Origin of the sequence: Exiguobacterium sp. SH4S7 (assembly GCF_004336795.1) — a bacterium.
Classification (GTDB): Bacteria; Bacillota; Bacilli; order Exiguobacteriales; family Exiguobacteriaceae; genus Exiguobacterium; species Exiguobacterium aurantiacum_A.
In genome coordinates this window covers 669,380-693,104 of the sequence record NZ_SJUT01000001.1, presented here as the reverse complement: position 1 = coordinate 693,104, position 23,725 = coordinate 669,380, and the positions used below count along the sequence as shown (strand labels likewise).

The window sequence follows — 23,725 nt, the reverse complement described above, 5'->3', positions numbered from 1 at the left end:
TTTTTAACTTGTTATTTTTTCTTTTTCTTGCCTCGTGGTTCATTTGGCACGACCGGGTTCGCGAGCTCACGGAGCTTGCTCACTTCCTTGCGTGACAACTCGCGCCAGTCGCCTGTCGTGAGTCCGTCGAGCGTCAAGAAACCGAACTGTTCGCGCTTCAGTTTGATGACTTCCGAACCGACTGCTTCGAGCATGCGTCGAATCTGACGGTTGTGCCCTTCCGAAATGACGATTTCGAGAATCGCCGAGTTCTTCTTATGGTCGACTGTCTTCATTCTGACTTTCGCGCTGCCCGTCTTATAACCGTCATCGAGCTCTAAGCCTGACTCGAGCTGCTTGATAGCGATATACGAAGGGATGTTTTTCACTTTCGCGACGTAACGTTTCGGGATTTTGAACTTCGGATGAGTCATCATGTTCGAGAATTCTCCGTCGTTCGTCAAGATGATGAGTCCCGTCGTATTGTAATCGAGACGACCGACCGGGAAGACACGTGACCCTGGTGGGACGAGATCGGTAACGACTTTGCGTCCTTTATCATCGTCGACCGTCGACACGTAGCCGCTCGGTTTGTAGAGCACGTAGTAGACGTGTTCTTCCTGTTCGATTTTGACGCCGTCGACTTCAATCTCCGACTTCGGTCCGACTTTCGTCCCGAGTTCACGAACGACTTTGCCGTTAATGCGAACCCGTCCGTCTAAAATCATTTCTTCGGCTTTACGCCGTGAGGCGATACCCGCTTGGGCAATCACTTTTTGTAAACGTTCCATTTAATCATTCTCCAATCTATCTTCCGTAATCGAAGTTGGCTGGCCGAAGAACAGATCGCCTTCGTCTGCCAACTCGTCAACAAACGTTAATGGTGGCAACTCCTCGAGTGAATTGAATCCGAAATAGTCAAGGAAATGCTCGGTCGTCCGGTACAGTTTCGCGCGCCCGATCGTCTTCGCCCGGCCGGCTGATTCAATCAGTCCTTTTGACAACAACGTATGAATGACGCGTTCGACTTTGACACCGCGGACTTCCTCGATATCGGCCCGTGTGACCGGCTGCTTGTAGGCGATGATGACGAGCGTCTCCATGGCCGCACGAGACAGCGCCTGTTCGGCCATCGTCCCGACATACCGTTGAATGTACTCGGACACGTCCGGGATCGTCACGAGCTTGTACACGCCGCCCGATTCGATCAATTGAAACGGACGCCCCGAATCCGTGAACGACGCCCCTAGCTTATTCAATTGTTCGCGGGCAGCGGCCTCAGAAATATCGAGCGTATCTGCTAGCGCCCGGACTTCCATGCCCTCTTCTCCGACGACAAACAATAGGCTTTCAATGATCGTTTCATAAGACAACAACGGCTTCATCCCTTTCCTTTGACGCTTCGACAAACGAAATGTGAATATCTCGGTCGACTTGCTTTGTCGTGACGACTCGTAACTTAATCAACTCAAGCAGCGCCATGAACGTGACGACGAGGTCGGACACGTCCGGCCGTTCTTCGAAGAATGCAAAGAACGACGTGTTCCGGTTCGCCGACACATGCTCATGCAAACGGGTCATCTGCTGTTCGAGCGTCCGCTCTTCCCGCTTGATCGTCTTTTTACGCCGTTCTTTCCAACGCTTCCGCTCGACCATCTTTGAATAGGCATGCAACAAATCTGAAAAGTTGAGCGGTCCATCGTAAGGTTGGACCAGTTCAGACATGTACCGTGTCAAATCTTCGCCGGGACGGCTATATAGTTCGAGCCGTTGCTCTTCCTGCTCGCGCATGAAGACGACCGCTTCTTTATAAGCTTTGTATTCAATCAACTGTCGAATCAACCCTTCCCGAGTCGGCTCTTCGCCGAAATCCGGAATCTCATCGTCCTCGATCGGGACCGGTGGCAACAGTTGTTTGCTCTTTAATTGGAGCAACGTCGCCGCCATGACCAAATATTCACTGGCCACATCGAGCTCAAACTTTTGCATCGTCCGGATAAAGGCGACATACTGGTCCGTGACTTCGGAAACAGAGATGTCGGCGATATCGAGCTCCATCTTGCCGATCAAGTGGAGCAACAAGTCGAGCGGGCCTTCGAACGTATCGATTTTGACGTTATACGCTTCCATAGAGACACCTGCCATTTAACATTTTTGCGCTTTAGTATAACATGTTTTGTAGTACAGTGACCACGAAAGGAGAAAATTGATGCTTACCCCTTTTTATCAGTATACATTGCTGTTTGAATGTCATGCCGATTATTTCGAGTGCCACGAGGTGCTCGAAGAGGCGTGGCAGGATGGGAACCGTGAACATCTCGGCTATGCCGTCTTGATCCAGTACGCCGTCGCCCACTACCACTTCCGCCGGGGCAATACGGCCGGGGCCGTCAAGAGCGTCGCTGCATTGAAGCAAAAGCTTCCTTTGGCCAAAAGCTCTCTTGAACCGCTCGGCATCGACATGGAGGCGTTCACACGCGACTTGGAACGTTGGCCGCTCTCGGACACACTCCCGCTAGACGAGGCGACACGCCGACAAATCGACCGGTTGAAACCCACGTTCGAACCGACCTCCCTGACTTTCGACGAGCTCGTCCATAAACATATCCACCGTGACCGGACGCCCGTCGTTGAAGAGCGTCTGCTCGCGCTAGAACAACGACAAAAAGCTAGGCGCTGAGCCTAGCTTTTTATATCGAGACTTGATTCCATTTATCGAGCAAGTCACTCGTCTTCCCGTGACCGACAAGCGTCAAATCGAGCGGTAACAAGTTCCGCGTCTCATCGAGCAGTTCATATGAACGTTTTTCGCCACGGAACGAAGGCGACAAGGCGATATGATGGATGCACATGGTCGTCTCAAGCTGTTCCATCCCGATGATCCCGACGAAGTCTTCTTCGACTTTCCACAAGTAGAGGAACTTCGAAGCATCTTCCTCGTAAGACCGTACGAGTTCGAGAAGGGCGAGCGGAGACTTGTCGCTACATGAAAATGCGAGCAGCCCCATCGCCGTCTTCTCGTGCGATTGTTTATACTTCACCAGCATGGCTGGTCTCACCACCTTTAGTCAGACATGTTTCACGAAGTGAACACGTGAGAGACATGGCTCATTGTGCCATAACGTTTAGGCAGAAATCAATTCTCATCCCAAACTTTGACTTCAGCCATCTTCGTGCCTTGGCGAAGTTTGACTGCGTGCTCAAGACCTGACGTCACTTTACCGAACACAGTATGAACCCCATCAAGGTGCGGTTGTGGCGCATGGACGATGAAGAACTGTGATGAGCCCGTGTTGCGCCCAGCGTGTGCCATCGAAAGCGAGCCGGCTTCATGTTTGTACGGGAACGAAGTCGATGTCTCGCAAGGAATCGTTTTACCTGAACCGCCCATACCTGTTCCGTCCGGGCATCCGCCTTGACTGACGAAGCCTGGGATGACACGGTGGAACGTCAATCCGTCGTAGAAGCCGCGGTTCGCGAGCTCTTCGAAGTTGTCGACCGTGATCGGTGCTGCGTCATGGAATAAATCAAATTCAATCATTTCACCGTTCTCTAATTTCATTGATCCTTTTTTCATATGGAAATACCCCTTTATGTTCATATAGTCAATAATCACTCACATTACCCATCTTATCAAAAAAAGACGTCTGCCTCCACTGTTTTGTGGAAACAGACGTTCTGACTTACTGGATGACCGCGTGGACGAGCGGACGTGCCTCTGGTTGAGTGGCGCCGATCGTGTAAGCATGATCCATGCGTTCAAGTGCCGAAGACATGTCTTCGATGTTTGAACGAAGGACCGCGATGACGTCACCAGCCTCGACTTTGTCGCCGACTTTCTTCTCGAGCGTGATACCGGCCGCGAAGTCGATCAAGTCGTCCTTCGTTGCCCGTCCCGCTCCGAGGAGCATCGCTGCGACACCGACCTCGTCCGCGATGATCGATTCGACGTAACCGGCTGTCTTCGCGACGAACGTCGTCTCAAATTTCGCTTGCGGGAATTTAGTCACATCATCGACGAGTGAGGCGTCCCCACCTTGTGCCGCGACGAACTGACGGAATACTTCAAGCGCGTGACCGTCGGCCATCCGGCGTTCAAGATCGGCGTATGCTTCGTCAAACGTCTTATAAAATTCACCGAGGACGGCCATATGACCGGCAATCGTGAGTGCGATCGTTTTCAAGTCTTTGACGTCTTTCCCAGACAATACTTCAATCGCCTCTTTCACTTCGTTCGCGTTCCCGATCTCAAAGCCGAGCGGTTGGTCCATATCGGTGATGACGGCGATCGTCTTGCGACCGACGTTCTTCCCGATGGCGACCATCTCTTCAGCGAGTGCTTTCGCGTCGTCGAACGACTTCATGAACGCACCAGACCCTGTCTTGACGTCAAGGACGATGCTGTCGGCACCGGCCGCGATCTTCTTCGACATGATCGAGCTCGCGATGAGCGGGATCGACTCGACCGTCGCCGTCACGTCGCGGAGCGCGTAAAGACGTTTGTCGGCCGGCGTCAAGTTGCCCGTCTGCCCGATGATCGACATCTTGATGTCGTTCACTTGCTTCGTGAACTGCGCTTCTGTCAACTCGACGTTGAACCCTGGGAATGATTCGAGCTTGTCGATCGTCCCACCTGTATGACCGAGCCCGCGCCCGCTCATTTTAGCGACCGGGATACCGATCGAGGCGACGAGTGGGGCGACGATCAAACTGATCTTGTCACCGACGCCACCAGTTGAGTGCTTATCGACTTTTTTCCCTTTAATTTTAGAAAGGTCGATGACGTCACCTGACTTGACCATTTCCATCGTCAACGCCGCCGTCTCTTTCTCGGTCATGCCATTGAAATAAATCGCCATCGACAAAGCAGACATTTGATAGTCTGGAATCGTCTCATTCGTGAAGCCTTCCACGACGTAGCGGATCTCCTGTTCGTTTAATTCTCCACCGTTACGTTTTTTCAAAATCAAATCGACCATACGCATAAGTTTCGTCCTCCTAGAATTGTTTTAGTCACATGCTTTTAATCGTGCCACGTACGAGTGAAAGGAAGTCTTGACGGACGCGCTCTGTCGTCTCGATGACTTCTTCGTGGTTGAGCGGTTGGTCAAGGATACCTGCGGCCATGTTCGAGACGCACGAAATTCCGAGGACACGCATGTCTGAGTGACGAGCCACGATGACTTCTGGTACGGTCGACATGCCGACGACGTCGCCGCCGAGCAGACGGGCCATCTTGACTTCGGCCGGTGTCTCGTATGTCGGACCGGTGTTCCCGAAGTAGACGCCTTTTTGAATCTTGAGACCGAGGTCTGACGCGACCCGCTCTGTCAACGCGACGAGTTGTTTGTCGTACGCCTCTGACATATCCGGGAAGCGTGTCCCGAAGTCGCTCGCGTTCTTGCCGATGAGCGGGCTCGTGCCGAAGAAATTGATATGGTCCGTGATGACCATCAAGTCGCCCGGGTTGAACGCCTCGTTGCAAGCACCAGCGGCGTTCGTGACGATGAGCGTCTCGACACCGATCAATTTGAGGACACGGACTGGGAACGTGACTTGTTCCATCGAATATCCTTCATAGAAATGGAACCGTCCTTGCATCGCAACGACACGTTTCCCTTCAAGGTCACCAAAGACGAGCTGTCCGGCATGACCTTCGACTGTCGAGACCGGGAAGTGCGGAATATCTTCGTAAGGAATCGCGACCGGATTCTCAATCTCGTCGGCGAGCACGCCAAGACCCGATCCGAGAATGAGTCCGATTTCTGGCGTTCCGTTCATGCGTTCCTGTAAAAATGCTTTTGTTTCGTTCCAATTTACCATGTGTAGTGCCTCCTCAAATTTCGTTTAAGAAACTGTTTCCGATTGCTGGTGCGTCGACGTCAAAGTTATCCGCCACCGTGGCGCCGATATCTGCGAACGTAGCGCGAACGCCGAGGTCGACCGCAGTCGAACCGTGGTGATGGACGATGAGCGGGACATATTCCCGCGTATGGTCCGTCCCTGGTGCCGTCGGATCGTTACCGTGGTCGGCCGTGATAATCAGCAAGTCGTCTTCACGCAAGCGAGCAAACACTTCAGGAAGACGGGCGTCATACTCTTCGAGCGCGACCGCATATCCTTCCGGATCCCGGCGATGGCCGAACAATGCGTCAAAGTCGACGAGGTTCAAGAAGCAGAGCCCTTCGAACTCCTCATCAAGCGAAGCGACGAGTTTGTCCATCCCGTCCATGTTCGACTTCGTACGGACCGCTTTCGTCACGCCTTCTCCGTCATAGATATCACTGATCTTCCCGAGGGCAATCACGTCTTTGCCAGCTGTTTCGAGCGTGTTCATGACCGTCTTGCCGAACGGTTTGAGCGCATAGTCGTGACGGTTTGACGTCCGGACCCAAGCACCAGGCGTTCCGAGGAACGGCCGGGCGATGATCCGTCCGAGCATGTACGGATCTTCGCGCGTGATGTCGCGCGCGTATTCGCAGATGCGGTACAGTTCTTCGAGCGGGACGACTTCTTCGTGGGCCGCGATTTGAAGCACCGAGTCGGCCGACGTATAGACAATCAACGCACCTGTCGCGACATGCTCTTCACCGAGCTCGTCTAAAATTTCCGTTCCTGATGCCGGCTTGTTGCCGATGATGTCGCGTCCACTGAACTCTTTAAGCCGGTTGATCAAATCGTCCGGGAATTCCTCGAACACACGGAACGGCGTATCGATGTGGAGACCCATGATTTCCCAATGACCAGTCATCGTATCTTTCCCGGCCGAAATTTCTTCCATCCGCCCGAACGCGCTCGGCGCGCTTGACGGTTCGATGCCTTCGATCGGTTTAATGTTCGCCAATCCGAGCTTGCCCATGTTCGGCATGTTCAGGCCGCCATGCTCACGAGCGATGTGACCTAACGTGTCTGAACCGACGTCTCCGAACTGGTCGGCATCTGGAGCTTCCCCGATCCCGACTGAGTCCATGACGACTAAGAATATACGTTTAAATTTCTTCACAAAAGTTCCTCCTTTAAGTGTCTAGGCCCGCGGGTGATGCTTACGGTACACATCGTGGAGCCGCGCCTTGTTGACATGTGTGTAGATTTGAGTGGTGGAGAGATCGGCATGGCCGAGCATTTGCTGGATGGCGCGCAGATCGGCACCATTCTCGAGCAAGTGCGTCGCGAACGAGTGACGCAACACGTGCGGTGTGATCTCTTTCGGGATACCGGCGTCTTTCGCCCGTCGCTTGATGATCTTCCAAAACCCTTGGCGGCTAAGCCGACCGCCACGTCCGTTCAAGAACAACGCCTCGGTCTCCCGACCACCGAGGCCGTTTCGCGCTTGCTGGATGTAACGTTCGACAAAATTTTGGGCGACCGACGACACCGGAATGATCCGGGCGCTCTCGCCTTTGCCTTCACACTGTAAATACCCCAGTTCAAACTGTAAATCATCCAAATCAAGACCGAGAAGTTCGCTGACGCGCATGCCTGTCCCGTAGAGCAGTTCGAGCATGGCACGATCCCGAAGCGCGAGCGGATCGTTCGTCGGGACGCTATCGAGCAAGCGCTCGACTTCGTCTTGCGACCACGTGTCCGGCAGATGTCGTTCCGCTTTCGGCGTCTCTAAGTAAAGTGCCGGATCAGTCGAGGCGCCGCCGCTCATCTTCAGATGGTGATGAAACGTGCGAATCGAACTGACGGCTCGCCGCAGTGACGAGGCGGCCCGACCCGCTTGCGACAGTTCCTCTAAATGCTTGACGATATGTGAGCGCGTGACTTCATTCCACTCGGTCACCCCAAGTTGGGTTAGTGTCGATAAGTACTGGGTCAAATCGCTCGCATAGGCTTGTCTCGTGTTGGTGGACATTCTTTTCTCAACCGTCATATATTGTAAAAACGACTCGACTTGCGAACGCATGACATCCCCCTCCTTCCTCGCTACACCTGAATACGCTTACATCATATCACTTATGTAAACCGTTGTGAAGACGTCTGACCTCATTTTTTTGTAAGTTTTTTTGACAGTTTTTTGTCATCGATTTCACGCCCGTTTTCTCCAGGAAATCGACTGACAATCCCGCTGCATCACTGGTAAGATGAACGTAGTTGAAAAGGAGGGATGACGATGAACATCGAACACGTTGCCGTATGGGTCCACGACCTCGAACGGATGCGCCGCTTTTACGAGACATACTTTGGTGCCAGCGCCAACGACAAATATACGAACCGGCACAAACAGTTCACATCGTATTTTTTAACGTTTCCGGAATCAGCGTGCCGACTCGAGCTGATGTCGCGGTCGGACATCCAAGGCGAAGCGATGCCGACACTCGGCTGGGCGCATGTGGCGTTCGCGCTAGGCAGCGCCGAGGCCGTCGACGAATTAACGGCGCGCTTGCAGGCTGATGGCTATGAACTCGTCGATGGACCGCGTCTGACCGGGGACGGCTATTATGAGAGCGTCGTCCACGATCCAGAACGAAACAAAATTGAACTGACGATTTGATCTGATGATCAACATAAAGGAGGACAAGCCGCTCGGCTTGTCCTCCCTTGTTTCGTCAACCGTTAATGACGGCTTTATGCCCTTCGAGCGTGACGCCTTTCGCTTGGCACACTTTACAGATGCCATGGAACGTCAAACGATGGTCTTTGATTAAAAATTCATACTTGCTCTCGACTTTCTTCTCGACGTCGACGAGCAGGTCTTCCATGATCTCTTCGACTGATCCGCACTCGACACAGACGAGGTGATGGTGCGAATGGTTCGCCCCTTCTGGTCTGAGATCGAACCGGGCGACACCGTCACCGAAGTTGACTTTGTCGACGACGCCGAGCTCGGTCAACAGTTCGAGTGTCCGGTACACGGTCGCGAGACCGATTTCGGGTGCGATACTCTTGACGAGCATGAACACGTTCTCTGCACTTAGATGGTCTGTCTCATTCTCAAGCAAGATACGGACCGTTGATTCTCGTTGCGGTGTCAATTTATATCCTTTGGCGCTCAATTGCTGTTTGATCCGTTCAATTCGCGTTTCCATAAGGCGCCCCCTCTTTACATAATTCACTATTCAAAGCATACCGAAGTTCCGTCGATTTTTCAAATTAAAATCATTACTATGTAAGTCTATCACAACCTACTACAGATTAGAATTATTTCAATTTAGATAATTGCCACCATTGAATCGCCATAATCGTCTTGGCATCGGTGATCCGGCCACTCGCTAAAAGTTCGCCCGCTTCTTCGAACGTATAACGTTCGACTTGTAAAAATTCGTCCTCGTCTAGGTTCATCGCTCCCGCCGTCAAACCTTTGGCGACGAACACGTCAACGCGCTCACTACAAAATCCAGGTGCCCCGTAAAACGAGAACATCTTTTCAAGCGACTCGGCTTTATAACCGGTCTCTTCCTCGAGTTCACGCTTCGCACTCGCGAGCGGCTCTTCTCCGATTTCAAGTTTCCCGGCCGGAATCTCGAGTGACATCGATTCGAACGCTTTCCGGTATTGCTCGACGAGAACGATCTTGTCGTCCTCATCGATCAACAATATCGCGACGGCCCCATTATGATACACAAGCTCTCGGACCGACGTTCCTCCGTTCGGGAGCGCGACGACATGCTTCTCGACATCGAAAATCTTCCCTTGATAGATGACTTCCCGTTCAATCGTTTTCTCTTCCATGGTTATGTACTCCTCACGTTTTCTTATATACTGTAATTATGAGTCAAATCAATGGACGGAACAAGGAGGAATTATCGATGGCAGAACTTGGACTAGGAACGATGTCGATTTTAAAACAAGGTGACGATGAGGGCCGACGGATTCTCGAGGCGGCTTACGCGTCAGGGATCCGTCATTTTGACACGGCTGACGTCTATGACCGTCACGACGTCGAACGGCTCGTCGGTGAGACGTTTGCCGGTCGGCGGGACGATTTGTTTTTGACGAGCAAAGGCGGAAATGAATGGACCGAGGACGGAATGCGCTGGAACCCAACCCCTTCTTATTTAGAACAGGCGCTTCACGGTTCTCTCGAACGACTACAGACGGATTACTTAGACTTATATTACGTACATGGTGGAACGATGGAAGACGACCTTGACGCGACGATCGATTTCATGCGCCGACAAAAGCAGGCCGGGGTCATCCGTCAAATCGGGCTCTCCTCGATTCGTCCGAACGTGATCCGCTACTGGCTTGAGCACGGGGAGCTCGATGTCTTGATGACACCGTACTCACTGCTCGACCGCCGCATCGAATCGCTCGGGCAAGACGTTCCGCTCGTCGGTCGAGGACCGCTCGCTAAAGGGCTGTTGACCGATGAATGGTCCGAGCGCTTGAGCGCTAAGGGCTTCGAGTCGTGGAGCGAACCCGAGTTACGCAACCTCCTGTCGACGTTACCACACCCGATTCAAGCGTATGCGCTCGCTGCCGCGAAACGGACGTGTGCCGTCGTCTTGCCTGGCGCTTCTTCTGTTGAGCAGTTGCAGCAGACGATTGACGCGTATCATGACGACATCAATGAGCGTGCACTCGATAAACTACTGGCTCGTCTACCGATTCATCCGTATACAAAACATACGACCTGAACGTCAGGTCGTATGTTTATCGCGCTGTTTCATTTGTTCGATCGCCCAATCGGCCCAATCGGCATAGTTTTCCATCATGCGGATCGCATATTCACTCGTCAATAAGTACCCGAGCGTGTCCGCTTCCGATTGATGGGCTGCTTGGAACGCACGAATTTGATGTGCGACTTGTTCATGATGCGTTTTCGTCTCCTCGACGTAACGGATCGCCTCGTCGAGCGGAAGCAGTTGCAGCAGGCTGACGCGCAGCAGGTTCTCATCTTTCATCTTCGGCTGAAACGACGTCGGTTGTCTGAGCCAGTCAATCAACTCTTGACGTCCCGTCGCTGTGATCGAATAGATCTTCTTATCGGGAAGATCATGTTGGGTCACATGCTCTGACGAAACGAGGTGCTCGTCTTCCATCTTTAACAGTTCCCGATAAATCTGTGTATGATGGGCGTGCCAAAAGTGGATCATTTGCGCTTTGAACGTCGCGTTCAAGGCGTAGCCGGTCGCAGGCTGATGGGTCAACAACCCGAGTAGTGCATGACGTAACGCCATAACCATCACCATTCCCTTGCAGTTCAGTTTTTTTAAGTGTAGCACAATCTCTTGTAAGTCCGAGAATGTCAATCGGTTGACGGGCGCACCGAAGACACAGACAATGAGAGAAAGGAGTGATCAATCATGAAACCAATACAATCTGAACAACAATTCCAAACTGCCATTCAAGATAAAGGAATGGTCATCTTCACGACGTCTTGGTGCCCGGACTGCCGCCGCCTCGACATGTACGTCGACGAACTCGTCAAAGACTACCCGCAATTCAACTGGTACGTCGTCGATCGCGACGAACTGCCTGAACTGTCTGACACGCAGGAAGTCCGTGGCATCCCGTCACTGCTCTTCTATAAAGAAGGCGTCAAACAAGAACACCTTCATTCGGCGCATGCGAAGACGGAAATGCAAATTCGGTCGTTCCTCGACACGTTGAACGCCTAATCAAAAGACGACCGCGGTCGTCTTTTTTAGTGCGTGAATTTCTGCATGTAGCGCCTGTCGATTTGACGCTTGATCCAATACGAACACCGGCCGTGCCACGTCAAGCGCCCAAACGTGAGTAAGGCGTGTCCCGGGGTCGTCAATAAAATATTGAGCGACGTCCGCTGTTTGTATGGCTTTTGGTCACCGAGGAGCGCCGACGCGACGTGACGGCCCGATCGGACCGCGTCGACGCCTCCGTTCAAGCCCATTGCCATATCCCCGGTGATGTAAATATCTTGATACGTCGCGTGACGCAAATAAGCGTCGGTCGGAATAAACGACCCCTCCTCGGCAAGGCCTGAGCGGTGCCACCACTCGACCGGCACGACTCCAGTCGCGTCAAGGACAAGACCGTCTGGCGCGTCCCCACCCTCATACTGTTGCGCGATCAGCGTCACCCCGCTTGCAACGAGACGACGGGCAATATGACGGCCGACCCGGTTCGGCAAGTCGGGCAAAATCTGCTTCGCATAGAGCGTGACGTGTTGCTTCGACCTCACGCAAGCGAAAGCGAGCTCGACGCCAGCTTTGCCCCCTCCGACGATTGTGACCGCACGGCTCGCTTGAATGTGTTCGATTGCTACGTCTGTCATCGGTTTCAAGCCCGTTCCGATCCCTCGGCTCTTCGCACCTGTCGCGAGCACGAGATGATCGTAAGCGATCATACCTTGATCGGTCTCGATGATTCGTTTGACAGGGTCGAGCGAGATGAGTCTGCTCGCGACCGGTGTGACGTCCGGTCGCAAGTTGACGACTGCCGAAGCCATCTCATTTGCGATCACTTGGGGGAACGCCCCGGTATAAATCGTTTCCTCAAGTCCGACATAACTGACCTCGTACCGTTCACGCAACTGTTCGATCCGCGCTAAAATTTCGAGTTGCCCGTGACCGAGCCCGACTAGGACGAGCCGCGGCTTCATCGTAAAATCCGCCGTGCTTCCAACAGGCGCTGGCTGATCGTGAACACTTCAAGGATGAGGAACAGCGTCGCGACGACCCCGATCCACGACGGGAACAAAATCATGAGCGTGAACAAGATGAAGCACTCCGTCCGTTCAAGGAGACCTGGTTGATAATAAAATGATTTCTCAGAACGTTTTGAACTACTGGCTCCGACGGCGAGAAACAGCGTCATCGCAACGACGAAGGATCCGAGCAAGAAGAGAAAGACCGGCATGTGCTCAGGGTAACGAAGCGCCAGCGCGACGACGACCGAGATCTCGACGATGCGATCGAAGACGAGGTCGAGCACTGTGCCAAACCCCGTCTTCCGAGAGCGGCGCGCCATCGTCCCGTCAATGACATCGAGAAGACCCGACAACCAAAGCAGGGCGACCGCTGTCCAAAGCATGTCATTATAAATAAAGAACCCGACCGAGATCCCGATGATCCCTCCAAGGATTGTCACTTCGTTCGGTGTGAAATTCCATTTTAGAAGCCGATCGGCCCCTCGTTCAACGATGGGACGAACCCAGCGGCTTCCGTACGTGTCTAGCATCAAACCACTCCTTTTTTCTTCCGCAAATAGTAGGTCTCCCCGACCTGAAACGATTCATCCCGGGGGAGAATGACGTACGTACCGGTCGCGAGGCGATACTCGCCTAGGCGATTGCCGAAGCGATTCAACTGTCGGACGAGTACGACCGGTTCGCCTGCTTGTTTAGTCACTTCCATCATCGTCGCCGGATAAGACGAACCTGAAAGCTCGATAAAGTCTCCAAACGCCGGCTCAGTCTCGTAAAGTTCGCCTGGCGTCCCCGTCGCTAGGACTTCTCCGTCCTCGAGCAACGTCACCCGATCGGCGACGAGCATCGCTTCTTCCCGGTCGTGGGTCACGAGCAACGCCGTCAACTCGAGTTGTTGGACGAGGTCCCGGATCAGCCGCTGCAACTCGTACTTCAAATCCGGATCGAGATTCGTGAACGGCTCATCTAATAAAATGAGCCGCGGCTCGGCCGCAAGGGCACGGGCAAAACTGACACGCTGTTGCTCGCCTCCGGAAAGTTCGTGGATGTCATCGTCATATCGGCCCGGAAGGCGGACACGGGCAAGCCACGCCTCTGCCTGCTCCCGTGACCGATTTTGAGTCGCGAGCGTCACGTTCTCCCCGACCGACAGATGCGGGAACAGAAGCGGTGATTGTGACAGCATCGTGATGCGCCGCTTGTGAGGAGGCGTCCCGAGGAGCGGCTCTCCGTCCCACGTCACCGTCCCCGTGTCTGCCGTCTCAAGTCCGGCGATAATCCGTAGCAACGTCGACTTCCCGGACCCGCTCACCCCGACAAGCGCATGGATCTCTTTCTTGTCAACGATCAGGTCGACCCCGTTCAACACGTCGCGTTGTTTAAAGTTTTTTTGTATTCCCGTAACGACTAAACTCATCTTAACCGCTCCTTCATAATTCTTACCGCTGCGCGGAACAATCCTCCGAGACCGATATACAACAAGACCGGCAACAAGATGAGGACCCACGTGTTTTGTAGTGCCAATGAAACGTCATTTCCCGCATACGATTGATACAGTTGTGTCGTGACGGTCGGGATGAGCCCTGCACCGATCAATTGCACGAGCACGAACTGACCGAGAACGATGACCGTCGAGAACAAGACGATCGTCCGCATCGTCGCCGCCAACAAAGGAAACAGCACCATGCTAAATCGAGGCAGCGGCGGCAGTGTCATCGTCTGCTCAAGGAGCGGACGTCCGATCACATACATCGCATTGTAGGCGAGCCGGATCGAGTACGGGAGCGTCGAGACGAGCAAGACGAGCAAGACACCGGCATAAGTCCCGACGAGCCCGACGTTCGCGAGCACGATGTACATACCGAACATACTCGCCATGACCGGAATGAACAACGGGATAAAGACGAGCCACTCGACGAGTGTCCGCCATCTCGACTCTGTAAAAATCAGCCACCACGCTGTCCCGAGACCGAGCCAGACGTTGATGACGGCCAAACTGATGACGTAGAACACCGTGTTCATGAGCACTTCATCCAATCGGATCGGAGAAGGCAAACCGAAGAGTAAGCCGAGAAACGGGAACAAGATGAAACTGATGATAAGGACCCGACTCATCGCCTCACCCCTTTTTCAATCCGGCGTCTTCGTTTGGCCGTAACGAGATACGATACAAAAGCCCCGACTGAGATCAATAGTGTCCAAACGAGTGCGACCGCGTAGGATTCATTCGCGTTTAAAAACAACCCTGTCGTCAGCCGTTCGTATGCGAGCACCCCGAGCAGCTCCGGGAATGTGACCCCGAGCAGGGCCGGTACCTCGTAAGCGAACGAGATGAACGCCACTAAAATCCAAAACGAGTCCAAGAGTGGCTTCAGTAAAAACGGCCACTCCGCGACTTTGAACTGCTCGAACCGTGTGAGTTGGAGCGTCTTCGCCATATCGAGATAGCCGCGATTCAGTTGCCCGTATGTGCCGAGCATCATCAAAAAGACGAATGGCACTTCTTTCCACACATACGTCAATATGACGACAAAGTGATGGCGCTCGTTCGCTTCCACAAGCCCGTAAAACGGAAAACCGCCCGAGAACAACAACAAAAATAAATACGCACCTGCGACATGCGGCACGAACATCGGCAATTTGAGCAGCGCTGAAAGCCAAACCGCCTCTCGAATCCGGACCGTTCGTGCCAACCACGTCCCGATGAGTAGCGAAATCGTCGTCGAGACGAGCGTCACGTAAAGCGTGACGGCTAAACTCGCCCGCCACGCCGCATCGCGCCAAAGTGACGTCCATTCGAATGAAGCGGTCTCACCGGCTAGAAACGCCAGACCGGCTAGCGGTAGCAATAAGACGATGACGCTCAAGCCGACGCTACCTCGCGACACGGGACCATCCTTCACGAACTTGATCGATCACGCTCGGCCCGAAGTCGGCAATCGAACGTTCGGCAAGTTGTTCAGGGTCTGGATACGTGACGCCCGTGTCCAGTTTGAGGAAGGCTTCCCGGTCCGCTCGTTCAAGCTTCGTCAAATCGAGCGACGTCCCGTCCCCCCAATACGTCGCATTTTGTTTGGCGAGTTGGGCTTCCGGTGACAACAATTCATTGATCACGACGATGGCACCGTTCGGATTGCTTGCGTTGAACGGGACCGCGAGAAAATGCGTCGAGGCGATTGAATGGTCGAGGACGAGTGCACGCGTCCCGTCTGGAAACACGCCGTCGTTTCGCTCGGCCTCAGCACGACGCTCATTGAATCCCATCGTCATCCACACGTCACCTTTCGCATAAAGTTGGTCGAGTTGGGCGAGTGACTTCGGATACGTCGCTCCTTGTTTCCACAGATTCGGTGACCACGTCGCGAGTTCATCCCAAAATGCATCCGGGATTGTTTGATCGCTTCGAATCGTTTCCCCGTACTCGGCATAGAGCAGATGGCGGACGAACGCGTTACCGGTGAAGTCTGTCACTTCAGGATACGTGAAACGGCCTGGATTTGCTTCGGTCCAACGATGTAGTTCTTCGAACGTCGCCGGAGGATTCGTCACTTTGTCGGCATCATAGTGCAGCACGAACTGAACGTTGCCCCACGCCACCTCGAGTCCGTCGGTCGGCGTCCCGGCGTCGGTCGCTTGCGCGGTTTCGTTCAAAAGTGCTGCGTTCGGGATTTTATCGAGCAGGTCGCCTTGTAGAAGCTCCGCCTCGGCCGCGTTTCTAAAATTATCACCATTGATCCACATGAGGTCGATCGTGCCCGCCTCTCGGTTCGAACGTTTATCGAGTGACAGTTGGCGAATGAATTCGGCCGTGTCCATCGGGACGCGATTCAACTCGATATCGTATGTTTCTTTCAGGCGCGGTGCGACGTAGTCATCGATGTAACGGTTGATGCCGTCGTCCCCACCCCACAAGTAAAAGTTGACCGTCGTTTGCTCAGCCTCTTGAACCGCCTCGTCAAACGTCGGGGCCAAGTCTGCTCCCGTCGTCCCGCAGGCGCTGAGGAAAACAAGCGCAAACAGCAGCCCAAATTGTCGTATTCGTCGCATCGTACTTCCCCTCTCTCTACTACTTTTTGTCAAATCCCCGTTTTGCCAACCGTTCGAACCAAATCGGGCACATTGCGTACAGTTTTCCGCCTAAGTCCATCCACCACGGGGCGTTGACTTCACGTTTCGACTGTTCAAACGCTGAGACGACCCCCTGTGCCAACTGATCTGGGTCGAGCATGATACGACGCACACTCTGTTCATAGCGCCCCGTCTTATCAGCCCGATCAAAGAACGGCGTGTTGATCGGACCAGGATTGACCGTCAGTACATGGACACCTGCCGGCTTCAGCTCGAGCCGGAGCGCGTTTGAAAACTGGAGCAATGCCGCTTTCGATCCGGCGTACACGGCCGACTTCGGGGTCGGCACTTTGGCAGCTTGCGAGCAGACGTTTATGATCGTCCCGCCTCGCTTCATCCGGCGCCCACAGTCACGCGACATCACCATCGGCGCGATCGCATTCAAGCGCATCGTCTCTTCGATGACGTCCGTCGTTTGATCAACGACCCGGTCAAACTCACCGACGCCGGCGTTGTTGACCCAACCGTCGATTGGTCCATATTTCCGTACGACATCGTCGACGAGCGTCTCATAACTTGTCAAAACATCCGCGACCATCCAGTCTGCAGATAGTTTCGTCCCGAGCTCTCGAAGGCGCGTCTCGTTTCTGGCAATTAACGTCAGCTTATAGCCCGCTGCCGAAAAAGAATGCGCCAAAGCGGCACCAAAGCCGCTCGACGCACCCGTGATCACAATATGTCTCATTCCATTGCTTCCTCCACTCTCACATAAATCCATTTGCCATCGGCTAACTGCTTGACGACATGACCGCGCTCCTCGAGCAATGTCAACCGCGCGAACACTTCGCTGAAGACAAGCGGCATCGCCCGGCGCATCTTCCGCCCGTACAGCCGCATCGACCAATCGAACACACTCAAGCCGTCGGCCCAGTCGTTCAGCAGCTGCTCGCTCCGTTCATAGCGTTGACTGATCCTTGATTCGATGAGTACCCGCGGATGCTGAATCGGATTGCCATGTCCGCTCACGACGAGCTTAATATCAAGCTCCTGTAACTTTCTAAGCGAGTCGAGATACAGTAAGACCGGTGACGCAAACCCTTCGTCCTCATACGGTTGTTCGATCAACGGGTTCGGTTCGACCGCATCGATCAAATGATCACCGGCGATCAAGACGCCGCCCGGTCCGAGCAGTCCGAGTTGATCGCTCGCGTGTCCAGGCAGGTGAATCGTCTTCCATGCCCCGTCGCTCGTCACGTCTTGTCCTTCTTCGAACGTCATCGTGACGGTCGTCGGACCGATCCAACGTAGCGCCTCCCGGTAGTCCGGCAACTTGTTGATGATCGACTCCGGTGCCCCGAACCAATGAGCCAGTTCATATAAGAAGTGATTGCCTTTTTTAATAAAGTTCGGTGTCTGTTCCAAATAACGAACGAGCTTCTCGTGACCGTAGACTGGAATCGAGGCGTCCCGCAGCCGCCAAGCTTGACCGGCATGGTCGGCATGATGGTGCGTTAAAAACAGAAAATCGATATCCGCTAGCGTCAGTTCGAGTTCAGCCAATTCGCCGTTCAAGGATGCCCATGCCTCTTCCGTATCCGGGCCACAGTCGACCATGAAAAACCGGCCCCCATGCTCTACGATGTATACGTTCACGTTACCGACCTCAAACGGTGTCGGAATATCGAGTCTTGCCAGTTGGCTTGAAATCCAGTTCGCCACGTCCACACAACCCCTTCCACCTATCTTCATTCATTATACCTGTCAGAAAGAAGGGATTTCAATGGCACAAAAAAAGGAGGGGATTTCTCCCCTCCAATCGTTTATAAGTTGATGACGGTCACTTTATCGCGTGTCATCGTTTCAAGACTGCGTCCAATCCCTTGGACACCGAGACCTGATTGTTTCACACCGATGAACGGGAAGTGGTCAGGACCGCGTTCCGTTCGACCGTTGACTTGGACCGTACCGACTTCAAGCTTGTCGGCGACCGTGAACGCACTGTTCACATTTTGCGTGAACACGCTCGCTTGAAGACCGAACTCTGACTCGTTCGTCAGTTCGATCATCTCGTCGAGCGAGCTGACACGGATGATCGGAAGAACAGGTCCGAACGGCTCTTCCCAAGCGACACGCATCTCACGCGTGACGTGATCGAGCAGCGTCGGGTGGAGCAGGTTGCCGTCACGTTCGTTACCGTGGACGACCGTCGCACGCTTGTTGACGGCGTCGTCAATCAAGCCTTGAACGTAGTCAGCCGACTTTTTGTCGATGAGCGGGACGATGAAGCTGTTGTCGACTGGCGAACCAACCGTGAGCTTCTCGACACGCTGTTTCAACATGGCGACGAGTTCGTCCGCTTGATCTTCGAGCACGAAGACGCGTTTGATCGCCGTGCAACGCTGACCCGAGTAAGAGAACGCACCGCTGACGATTTGATCCGCCGCAAGCGTCATGTCCGCGTCTTCTAAGACGAGCGCCGGGTCTTTGCCGCCGAGCTCTAAGACGACCGGGACCATCGATGCCTGTTGTGACAAATGTTGACCGGTTCCTGTACCGCCTGTGAATGTGATCATGTCGACACCTGGGTGCGACGTCAAGTAGTCGCCGATGACCGAACCGCGACCCGTCACGAGGTTCAACAATCCGCTCGGAAGACCGGCGTCTTGCAGTGCCTCAACCATTTTGACGCCACTGATCGCACCTTGCGTCGCCGGTTTGAAGACGACCGCGTTCCCCGTTATAAGGGCTGGAGCGATTTTAGCAGCGGCTAAGTTGACCGGATAGTTGAATGGTGAGATCGCGAGAACGACACCGAGTGCCTCTTTTTTGATGATCGCCATTTTGTTCTTTGATCCGCCCGGGAACGAATCGCCTTGCATGAATCCACCTGTGAAACGAAGTCCTTCCTCAGCCGTATAACGAATAATCTCAGCTGTGCGGACGACTTCCTTCTTCGCGTCGCTCAAGTTCTTCCCGACTTCGCGCATGATGATTTGACCGATCTCATCGACGCGTTCTTCGAGTTTGTCCGCCCATGCGTACAACAGCTCGGCGCGCTTGTTGACCGGAAGCGCCGCCCACTCTTGTTGTGCACGTTTAGCACCGTGAATCGCCTCGTCGACTTCGTCGCGCGACATCGCTTGGACGTGTCCGACGATTTCTTCTGTATAAGGTGAAACGAGTTCGATCGTCTCATTTGTTGTTGATTCTTGCCATTGCCCGTTAATTAAATATGGATACGTGTTCATACTCATAATCTCTATCTGCCTCCTGAGTAAGCTGTGATATCTCGTTGCCACCCTCATTGTATGCAAAATCAATTCCGTTGAACAACTATAAAGATTCAGTTTATGTAATGTAAACGGTTACTCCATGACTTTTCGTGATTTTTGACCTGACTTTGACACTTTTCAACTGAAGACTTTGATCGATTTGACCGATAGAGAGGAAGAGAGAACGCGATATAGGAGGGACCACCATTGAGCATGGATCATAATATTTTACTTGAAGCAGGTACGAACGAGTTAGAAATCGTCATTTTCCAGTCAGGCCCGTTTATTTTCGGGATTAACGTCATGAAGGTTCGCGAGATCATCACGATGCTTCCACTCACCCCGTTACCTGGAACGCCTGAGGCGATCATGGGGTTGATCGAACTACGCGGTGAAGTCATGACGGTCATCGATCTCCCGATGGTCATCGGCCATCCACGTGAAGCCGGAGACGGGGATCGCTTGATCGTCTGTGAGTTTAACGGTGAGAAATCGGTGCTCCGAGTCGACCAAGTGACAGAGATCAAGCGCATCTCATGGGAACAGATCGATACACCGTCAGATCTCGCCCGCGGTGTCCAAGGCATCACGAACGGCGTCGTCAAAACAGGAGACCAAATGATCATTCTTCTCGACTATGAGCGCATCGCTCTCGAGTTGTCACGAAAAGACATCATGGCTCGTGAATCCGTCAAACGACTCGGTGCAAGGGAACGCTCGAACAAACAAGTGTGGATCGCAGAAGATTCGGAGATGCTTCGCACCTTGATCATCGACACGCTCGATGAGGCAGGCTACTTCAACACGACAATCTTCAACAACGGGAAAGAAGCGCTTGATGCGTTCGAGCAAGATGGTGTCGAGTGCGATCTGCTCATCACCGACATCGAGATGCCACAAATGGACGGGTTACATTTGACGAGACGGCTACGCGAAATGGACCGCTACGCGACGTTACCGATCGTAATTTTCTCGTCACTCATCTCAAACGACTTGAAACATAAAGGCGACGCCGTCGGCGCGAACGCACAAATCACGAAGCCTGAGATCGGCATGTTGATCGCGACGCTCGATGAGTTTTTAGCCTAATGACAAACGGAGGGGCCGCAAAATTGCGGCCCCTCTTTCATTACACCAATCGATTGAAATAGGCGTCCCACTCGACAGCGAACCGTTTCATTTGACGCTCGATGTCTTCAAGCACCGGTTCAAGGTTCTCGACCTCGTTCGTCTCACCGGCGAGTTCAAGTTGTTGGAAATGCGACGCCGTCTCGTCGAGTCCGACCGAATAAGAGGCGCCCTTTAACAAGTGGGCGAGTTGTTCGATTTGTTCATGATCTTTCGTCTCGACCACGCGCTTTAATTCAGGAAACTTCGCCTCGAACTGGGCGACGTACGTCTCTGCAATCTTTTTCAGAAAATCTTTATTTCCACTAGCGATTTGATGGAGCTCTGCTAATTTCTCTTCGTTAAACAGAGCGTTTTGGGGTGTTTGAGTCATCTCCATCCCTCCTTCTACTCATTCCTTCTGACATTCTAACTCACTGTAGTATGTTTTCGAGAGAAAACAAAAAATCTCCTTCTTTGCGATTGCACTCTCCTACTCGCCTACCTATAATAAAGTTGAGCTAAGGTAGGAGGAAGATTATGCTAACGATTTACCGTACCGACGCATCTGGTCGTGTGCACGAGATCGAAGACTTTGACAAAGGAAGCTGGATCCAACTCGTCAATCCGACGAAAGACGAGGCCGATCAAGTCATTGCCGCCTCCGGCATTCCTGAAGACTTCGTGTACGACCCACTTGATATTGAAGAAAAGCCGCGCTTTGAGAAAGATGACGAAGGCCTGCTCATGATCATTGACGTTCCATACGTCGAAGAAGACGATACGGGACGTGCCTATAATACGATCCCACTCGGTATCATCGTCACGGGACGACATTTCATCACCGTCTGTTCGCGTGACCTCGATGTACTCAACTTGTTCGCTAACGGCAAAGCCCGCTTGTTCCGGACAAACTATCGCAGCCGGTTCGTCTTCCAGATTTTGCACCGAGTCAGCATGACGTACTTGCGGTTCCTTCGCCAGATCGACCGGCGAATGGAAGAGCTAGAGCAAGAACTTCAACGTTCGATGCGAAATCAGGAAATTTTCCAGTTGATGAACTTACAGAAGTCGCTCGTCTACTTCATGACATCGCTCAAAGCGAATGATAGCGTCCTCGACCGCATCGTCAAGACGCCGAGTCTTGAGAAGCATGAAGAAGATGAAGACTTGTTAGAAGACGTATTCGTCGAGCATCGTCAGGCGATGGAGATGGCCTCGATTTATAACGACATCATCAGCATTAAGATGGATGCGTTCGGGTCGATCATCTCGAACAACGTCAACTTCGTCATGAAGTTCTTGGCGTCGATCACGATCGTGCTCAGCATTCCGACGATGATTTCCGGGATCTTTGGGATGAACGTCCAAGTCCCGTTCGAAGGTCAATCAATCGGCTTCATCTTTGCCATCACATTGATGGTCGGTTTTTCGAGTCTCGCCTTTTATATTTTATGGCGGAAACGTTATTTCTAGACAAAAGGATGAAATCGTCACGAGCGACGGTCTCATCCTTTTGTCATTTAAATAAGCTTTACCGTGACGAGACACAAGTCGTCGTCAATCTCGATTTTCGGGACGAGCCGTTCGGCAACGTGACGGGCATAATCTAAGCCGTACGTGGCGATGTCTTTTTCAAGCCAACGGATGCCGTCATCGATGTCTTTGCTGTAACATTCCATCAGTCCGTCCGTGTACATATGCAGGACCATACCTGGCGTGATCTTGATTTCTTTCGATTCATAATTCGGTTCCTCGAACATGCCGACCGGCACCCCAGTCGTCTCGAGACGAGTCATCCCTTCCGGAGACGTCACGATCACAGGCGGATGGCCGGCATTGACGTACTCGATGCGTTGATTCGTCGTATCGATGTAACAATAGACGGCCGTGAAATAACTTTGCATATCGTCGCCCGAAAACAGGAACGTCATCTGTCGGTTCAGTTCGGTCATGACGTCGACCGGGTACTGGACGTTGGCGACAAGGCCTGGCAAGATCGAGCGGATTCCCATCGTGATCAAGGCTGAAGACACGCCGTGACCCATCACGTCGAAGATGATGACGCCGTAACGATCAGGCGCGACTTGGAACCAGGCGTACATGTCACCCGCCAATTTTTTAGATGGCAGGTACAGCGCCCGCATATCGATTTCCGCGCTACTGATTGGTGGGGTCAGCGCGCTCTGCTGAATCTTTTGGGCCAAATCTAGGTCATATTGGAGACGCGCCTCATATTTTTTCCGTTCATCGACGGCCGCTTTGTAACGGAGCGCCGAGCGAATCCGAGCGAGGAGTTCGGTGATTTTGATCGGCTTCGTCGTATAGTCGGACGCTTCAGCATCTAGCCCTTCGGCAATTTGCTTCTCTTCGGTCCGGCCCGACACCATGATTACCGGCAGTTCTTCATATCCTGTCATTTGTCGAATCCGTTTGCACGTTTCAATCCCTGAGATGCCCGGCATCTCGACATCGAGCAGGACGAGGTCATACAGCGACGGGGCTTGCGGGTCCATGAGGAGCGCGAGAGCATCTTCACCACTTGAGACCGAGACCGTCTCATAATCGTGTTGATGCAATAATTGTTCGAGAACCATCGTATTGACCGGTTCGTCGTCGACAATCAAAATCGCCATAGTCATCCCTACCTTCTCTGTCAGTGTTCTTCTATATGTTATTGTATCATATCTAATCAAGAGACCAACCATTTCAAACCTGTAACAGT

At 53.0% G+C, this 23,725-nt stretch carries 29 protein-coding genes; 6 read left to right on the top strand and 23 right to left on the bottom strand.

Annotated features, from left to right (window positions below):
* Nucleotides 1–11 precede the first annotated feature (11 nt).
* The 3 genes from EVJ29_RS03475 to EVJ29_RS03465 are packed head-to-tail and all read right to left on the bottom strand — an operon-like array spanning nucleotide 12 to nucleotide 2,109.
* Entirely contained in the window at nucleotides 12–770 is a 759-nt protein-coding gene (locus tag EVJ29_RS03475) for a pseudouridine synthase (protein ID WP_071397662.1), read from the bottom strand.
* Nucleotides 771–1,364, bottom strand: coding sequence for an SMC-Scp complex subunit ScpB (scpB, locus tag EVJ29_RS03470; protein WP_201738973.1), 594 nt, complete (start codon nucleotides 1,362–1,364; stop codon nucleotides 771–773).
* Nucleotides 1,342–2,109 (bottom strand): segregation and condensation protein A, encoded by a 768-nt coding sequence (locus EVJ29_RS03465; RefSeq protein WP_070327115.1) that lies wholly within the window; start codon nucleotides 2,107–2,109, stop codon nucleotides 1,342–1,344. Before EVJ29_RS03465 ends, scpB begins: the two co-directional genes overlap by 23 nt.
* 79 nt (nucleotides 2,110–2,188) lie before the next feature.
* Between EVJ29_RS03465 and EVJ29_RS03460 the strand changes: the two genes are divergently transcribed.
* Entirely contained in the window at nucleotides 2,189–2,659 is a 471-nt protein-coding gene (locus EVJ29_RS03460; RefSeq protein WP_131504719.1) for a DUF309 domain-containing protein, read from the top strand.
* Nucleotides 2,660–2,669: 10 nt separating this feature from the next.
* Here EVJ29_RS03460 and EVJ29_RS03455 read toward each other — a convergent pair whose 3' ends face one another.
* The 6 genes from EVJ29_RS03455 to xerD all read right to left on the bottom strand — a co-directional run bounded on the left by EVJ29_RS03455 (nucleotide 2,670) and on the right by xerD (nucleotide 7,888).
* Nucleotides 2,670–3,026, bottom strand: coding sequence for a GCN5 family acetyltransferase (locus tag EVJ29_RS03455; RefSeq protein WP_070327113.1), 357 nt, complete (start codon nucleotides 3,024–3,026; stop codon nucleotides 2,670–2,672).
* An 89-nt stretch (nucleotides 3,027–3,115) separates the two neighbouring features.
* Nucleotides 3,116–3,556: a peptidylprolyl isomerase gene (locus EVJ29_RS03450; RefSeq protein WP_035386247.1), complete on the bottom strand. Its 441-nt coding sequence runs from the start codon at nucleotides 3,554–3,556 to the stop codon at nucleotides 3,116–3,118.
* Between the two features lie 106 nt (nucleotides 3,557–3,662).
* Nucleotides 3,663–4,964: a pyrimidine-nucleoside phosphorylase gene (locus EVJ29_RS03445; protein ID WP_131439774.1), complete on the bottom strand. Its 1,302-nt coding sequence runs from the start codon at nucleotides 4,962–4,964 to the stop codon at nucleotides 3,663–3,665.
* A gap of 28 nt (nucleotides 4,965–4,992) precedes the next feature.
* Nucleotides 4,993–5,802: a purine-nucleoside phosphorylase gene (locus EVJ29_RS03440; protein ID WP_016509380.1), complete on the bottom strand. Its 810-nt coding sequence runs from the start codon at nucleotides 5,800–5,802 to the stop codon at nucleotides 4,993–4,995.
* 13 nt (nucleotides 5,803–5,815) lie between these two features.
* Nucleotides 5,816–6,982 carry a phosphopentomutase gene (gene deoB / locus EVJ29_RS03435; protein WP_131439776.1) on the bottom strand — a complete coding sequence of 389 codons (1,167 nt, stop codon included), beginning with the start codon at nucleotides 6,980–6,982 and terminating at the stop codon, nucleotides 5,816–5,818.
* A gap of 21 nt (nucleotides 6,983–7,003) precedes the next feature.
* Nucleotides 7,004–7,888 carry a site-specific tyrosine recombinase XerD gene (xerD, locus tag EVJ29_RS03430; RefSeq protein ID WP_016509359.1) on the bottom strand — a complete coding sequence of 295 codons (885 nt, stop codon included), beginning with the start codon at nucleotides 7,886–7,888 and terminating at the stop codon, nucleotides 7,004–7,006.
* A gap of 207 nt (nucleotides 7,889–8,095) precedes the next feature.
* Here xerD and EVJ29_RS03425 point away from each other — a divergent pair, with 207 nt between their 5' ends.
* Nucleotides 8,096–8,476 (top strand): VOC family protein, encoded by a 381-nt coding sequence (locus EVJ29_RS03425; RefSeq protein ID WP_131463668.1) that lies wholly within the window; start codon nucleotides 8,096–8,098, stop codon nucleotides 8,474–8,476.
* Nucleotides 8,477–8,531: 55 nt separating this feature from the next.
* Here the strand turns inward: EVJ29_RS03425 and fur are convergent, their stop codons facing one another.
* Entirely contained in the window at nucleotides 8,532–9,011 is a 480-nt protein-coding gene (gene fur / locus EVJ29_RS03420; RefSeq protein WP_016509373.1) for a ferric iron uptake transcriptional regulator, read from the bottom strand.
* Nucleotides 9,012–9,123: 112 nt separating this feature from the next.
* On the bottom strand, nucleotides 9,124–9,654 hold the full coding sequence (locus EVJ29_RS03415) for an NUDIX domain-containing protein (RefSeq protein ID WP_071397666.1): 531 nt from the start codon (nucleotides 9,652–9,654) through the stop codon (nucleotides 9,124–9,126).
* A 77-nt stretch (nucleotides 9,655–9,731) separates the two neighbouring features.
* Between EVJ29_RS03415 and EVJ29_RS03410 the strand changes: the two genes are divergently transcribed.
* On the top strand, nucleotides 9,732–10,562 hold the full coding sequence (locus EVJ29_RS03410; RefSeq protein WP_236633375.1) for an aldo/keto reductase: 831 nt from the start codon (nucleotides 9,732–9,734) through the stop codon (nucleotides 10,560–10,562).
* 3 nt (nucleotides 10,563–10,565) lie between these two features.
* On the opposite strand, the gene EVJ29_RS03405 is transcribed toward EVJ29_RS03410, so the two are convergent.
* A complete protein-coding gene (locus tag EVJ29_RS03405; protein ID WP_071397683.1) occupies nucleotides 10,566–11,105 on the bottom strand; it encodes a PadR family transcriptional regulator in 540 nt (179 codons plus the stop codon).
* 126 nt (nucleotides 11,106–11,231) lie between these two features.
* Here EVJ29_RS03405 and EVJ29_RS03400 point away from each other — a divergent pair, with 126 nt between their 5' ends.
* Nucleotides 11,232–11,546, top strand: coding sequence for a thioredoxin family protein (locus tag EVJ29_RS03400; protein ID WP_071397668.1), 315 nt, complete (start codon nucleotides 11,232–11,234; stop codon nucleotides 11,544–11,546).
* Nucleotides 11,547–11,572: 26 nt separating this feature from the next.
* Here EVJ29_RS03400 and EVJ29_RS03395 read toward each other — a convergent pair whose 3' ends face one another.
* The 9 genes from EVJ29_RS03395 to EVJ29_RS03355 all read right to left on the bottom strand — a co-directional run bounded on the left by EVJ29_RS03395 (nucleotide 11,573) and on the right by EVJ29_RS03355 (nucleotide 19,878).
* Complete coding sequence (locus tag EVJ29_RS03395) at nucleotides 11,573–12,508, bottom strand: NAD(P)/FAD-dependent oxidoreductase (protein WP_131463674.1); 936 nt, start codon at nucleotides 12,506–12,508, stop codon at nucleotides 11,573–11,575.
* A complete protein-coding gene (locus EVJ29_RS03390) occupies nucleotides 12,505–13,086 on the bottom strand; it encodes a CDP-alcohol phosphatidyltransferase family protein (protein ID WP_070327104.1) in 582 nt (193 codons plus the stop codon). Before EVJ29_RS03390 ends, EVJ29_RS03395 begins: the two co-directional genes overlap by 4 nt.
* A complete protein-coding gene (locus EVJ29_RS03385) occupies nucleotides 13,086–13,970 on the bottom strand; it encodes an ABC transporter ATP-binding protein (protein ID WP_131490355.1) in 885 nt (294 codons plus the stop codon). The genes EVJ29_RS03390 and EVJ29_RS03385 overlap by 1 nt, the downstream gene beginning before the upstream one ends.
* A complete protein-coding gene (locus tag EVJ29_RS03380; protein ID WP_070327102.1) occupies nucleotides 13,967–14,668 on the bottom strand; it encodes an ABC transporter permease in 702 nt (233 codons plus the stop codon). The genes EVJ29_RS03385 and EVJ29_RS03380 overlap by 4 nt, the downstream gene beginning before the upstream one ends.
* Complete coding sequence (locus tag EVJ29_RS03375; protein WP_070327101.1) at nucleotides 14,665–15,441, bottom strand: ABC transporter permease; 777 nt, start codon at nucleotides 15,439–15,441, stop codon at nucleotides 14,665–14,667. The genes EVJ29_RS03380 and EVJ29_RS03375 overlap by 4 nt, the downstream gene beginning before the upstream one ends.
* Nucleotides 15,428–16,600, bottom strand: a complete 1,173-nt coding sequence (locus EVJ29_RS03370) for an ABC transporter substrate-binding protein (protein WP_131504718.1) — start codon at nucleotides 16,598–16,600, stop codon at nucleotides 15,428–15,430. Before EVJ29_RS03370 ends, EVJ29_RS03375 begins: the two co-directional genes overlap by 14 nt.
* A gap of 19 nt (nucleotides 16,601–16,619) precedes the next feature.
* A complete protein-coding gene (locus tag EVJ29_RS03365) occupies nucleotides 16,620–17,366 on the bottom strand; it encodes an SDR family NAD(P)-dependent oxidoreductase (RefSeq protein WP_236633374.1) in 747 nt (248 codons plus the stop codon).
* Nucleotides 17,363–18,340 carry an MBL fold metallo-hydrolase gene (locus tag EVJ29_RS03360; RefSeq protein WP_236633373.1) on the bottom strand — a complete coding sequence of 326 codons (978 nt, stop codon included), beginning with the start codon at nucleotides 18,338–18,340 and terminating at the stop codon, nucleotides 17,363–17,365. Before EVJ29_RS03360 ends, EVJ29_RS03365 begins: the two co-directional genes overlap by 4 nt.
* Nucleotides 18,341–18,441: 101 nt before the next feature.
* Complete coding sequence (locus EVJ29_RS03355; protein WP_070327910.1) at nucleotides 18,442–19,878, bottom strand: NADP-dependent glyceraldehyde-3-phosphate dehydrogenase; 1,437 nt, start codon at nucleotides 19,876–19,878, stop codon at nucleotides 18,442–18,444.
* Between the two features lie 228 nt (nucleotides 19,879–20,106).
* Between EVJ29_RS03355 and EVJ29_RS03350 the strand changes: the two genes are divergently transcribed.
* Nucleotides 20,107–20,982, top strand: a complete 876-nt coding sequence (locus EVJ29_RS03350) for a chemotaxis protein CheV (RefSeq protein ID WP_084812901.1) — start codon at nucleotides 20,107–20,109, stop codon at nucleotides 20,980–20,982.
* A 40-nt stretch (nucleotides 20,983–21,022) separates the two neighbouring features.
* Here EVJ29_RS03350 and EVJ29_RS03345 read toward each other — a convergent pair whose 3' ends face one another.
* Nucleotides 21,023–21,394 carry an Hpt domain-containing protein gene (locus EVJ29_RS03345; RefSeq protein ID WP_236633372.1) on the bottom strand — a complete coding sequence of 124 codons (372 nt, stop codon included), beginning with the start codon at nucleotides 21,392–21,394 and terminating at the stop codon, nucleotides 21,023–21,025.
* Between the two features lie 146 nt (nucleotides 21,395–21,540).
* On the opposite strand from EVJ29_RS03345, the gene EVJ29_RS03340 reads away from it, so the two are divergent.
* Nucleotides 21,541–22,476 carry a magnesium transporter CorA family protein gene (locus EVJ29_RS03340; RefSeq protein ID WP_131490359.1) on the top strand — a complete coding sequence of 312 codons (936 nt, stop codon included), beginning with the start codon at nucleotides 21,541–21,543 and terminating at the stop codon, nucleotides 22,474–22,476.
* Nucleotides 22,477–22,523: 47 nt separating this feature from the next.
* On the opposite strand, the gene EVJ29_RS03335 is transcribed toward EVJ29_RS03340, so the two are convergent.
* Entirely contained in the window at nucleotides 22,524–23,636 is a 1,113-nt protein-coding gene (locus EVJ29_RS03335) for a PP2C family protein-serine/threonine phosphatase (RefSeq protein WP_131463684.1), read from the bottom strand.
* Nucleotides 23,637–23,725 lie beyond the last annotated feature (89 nt).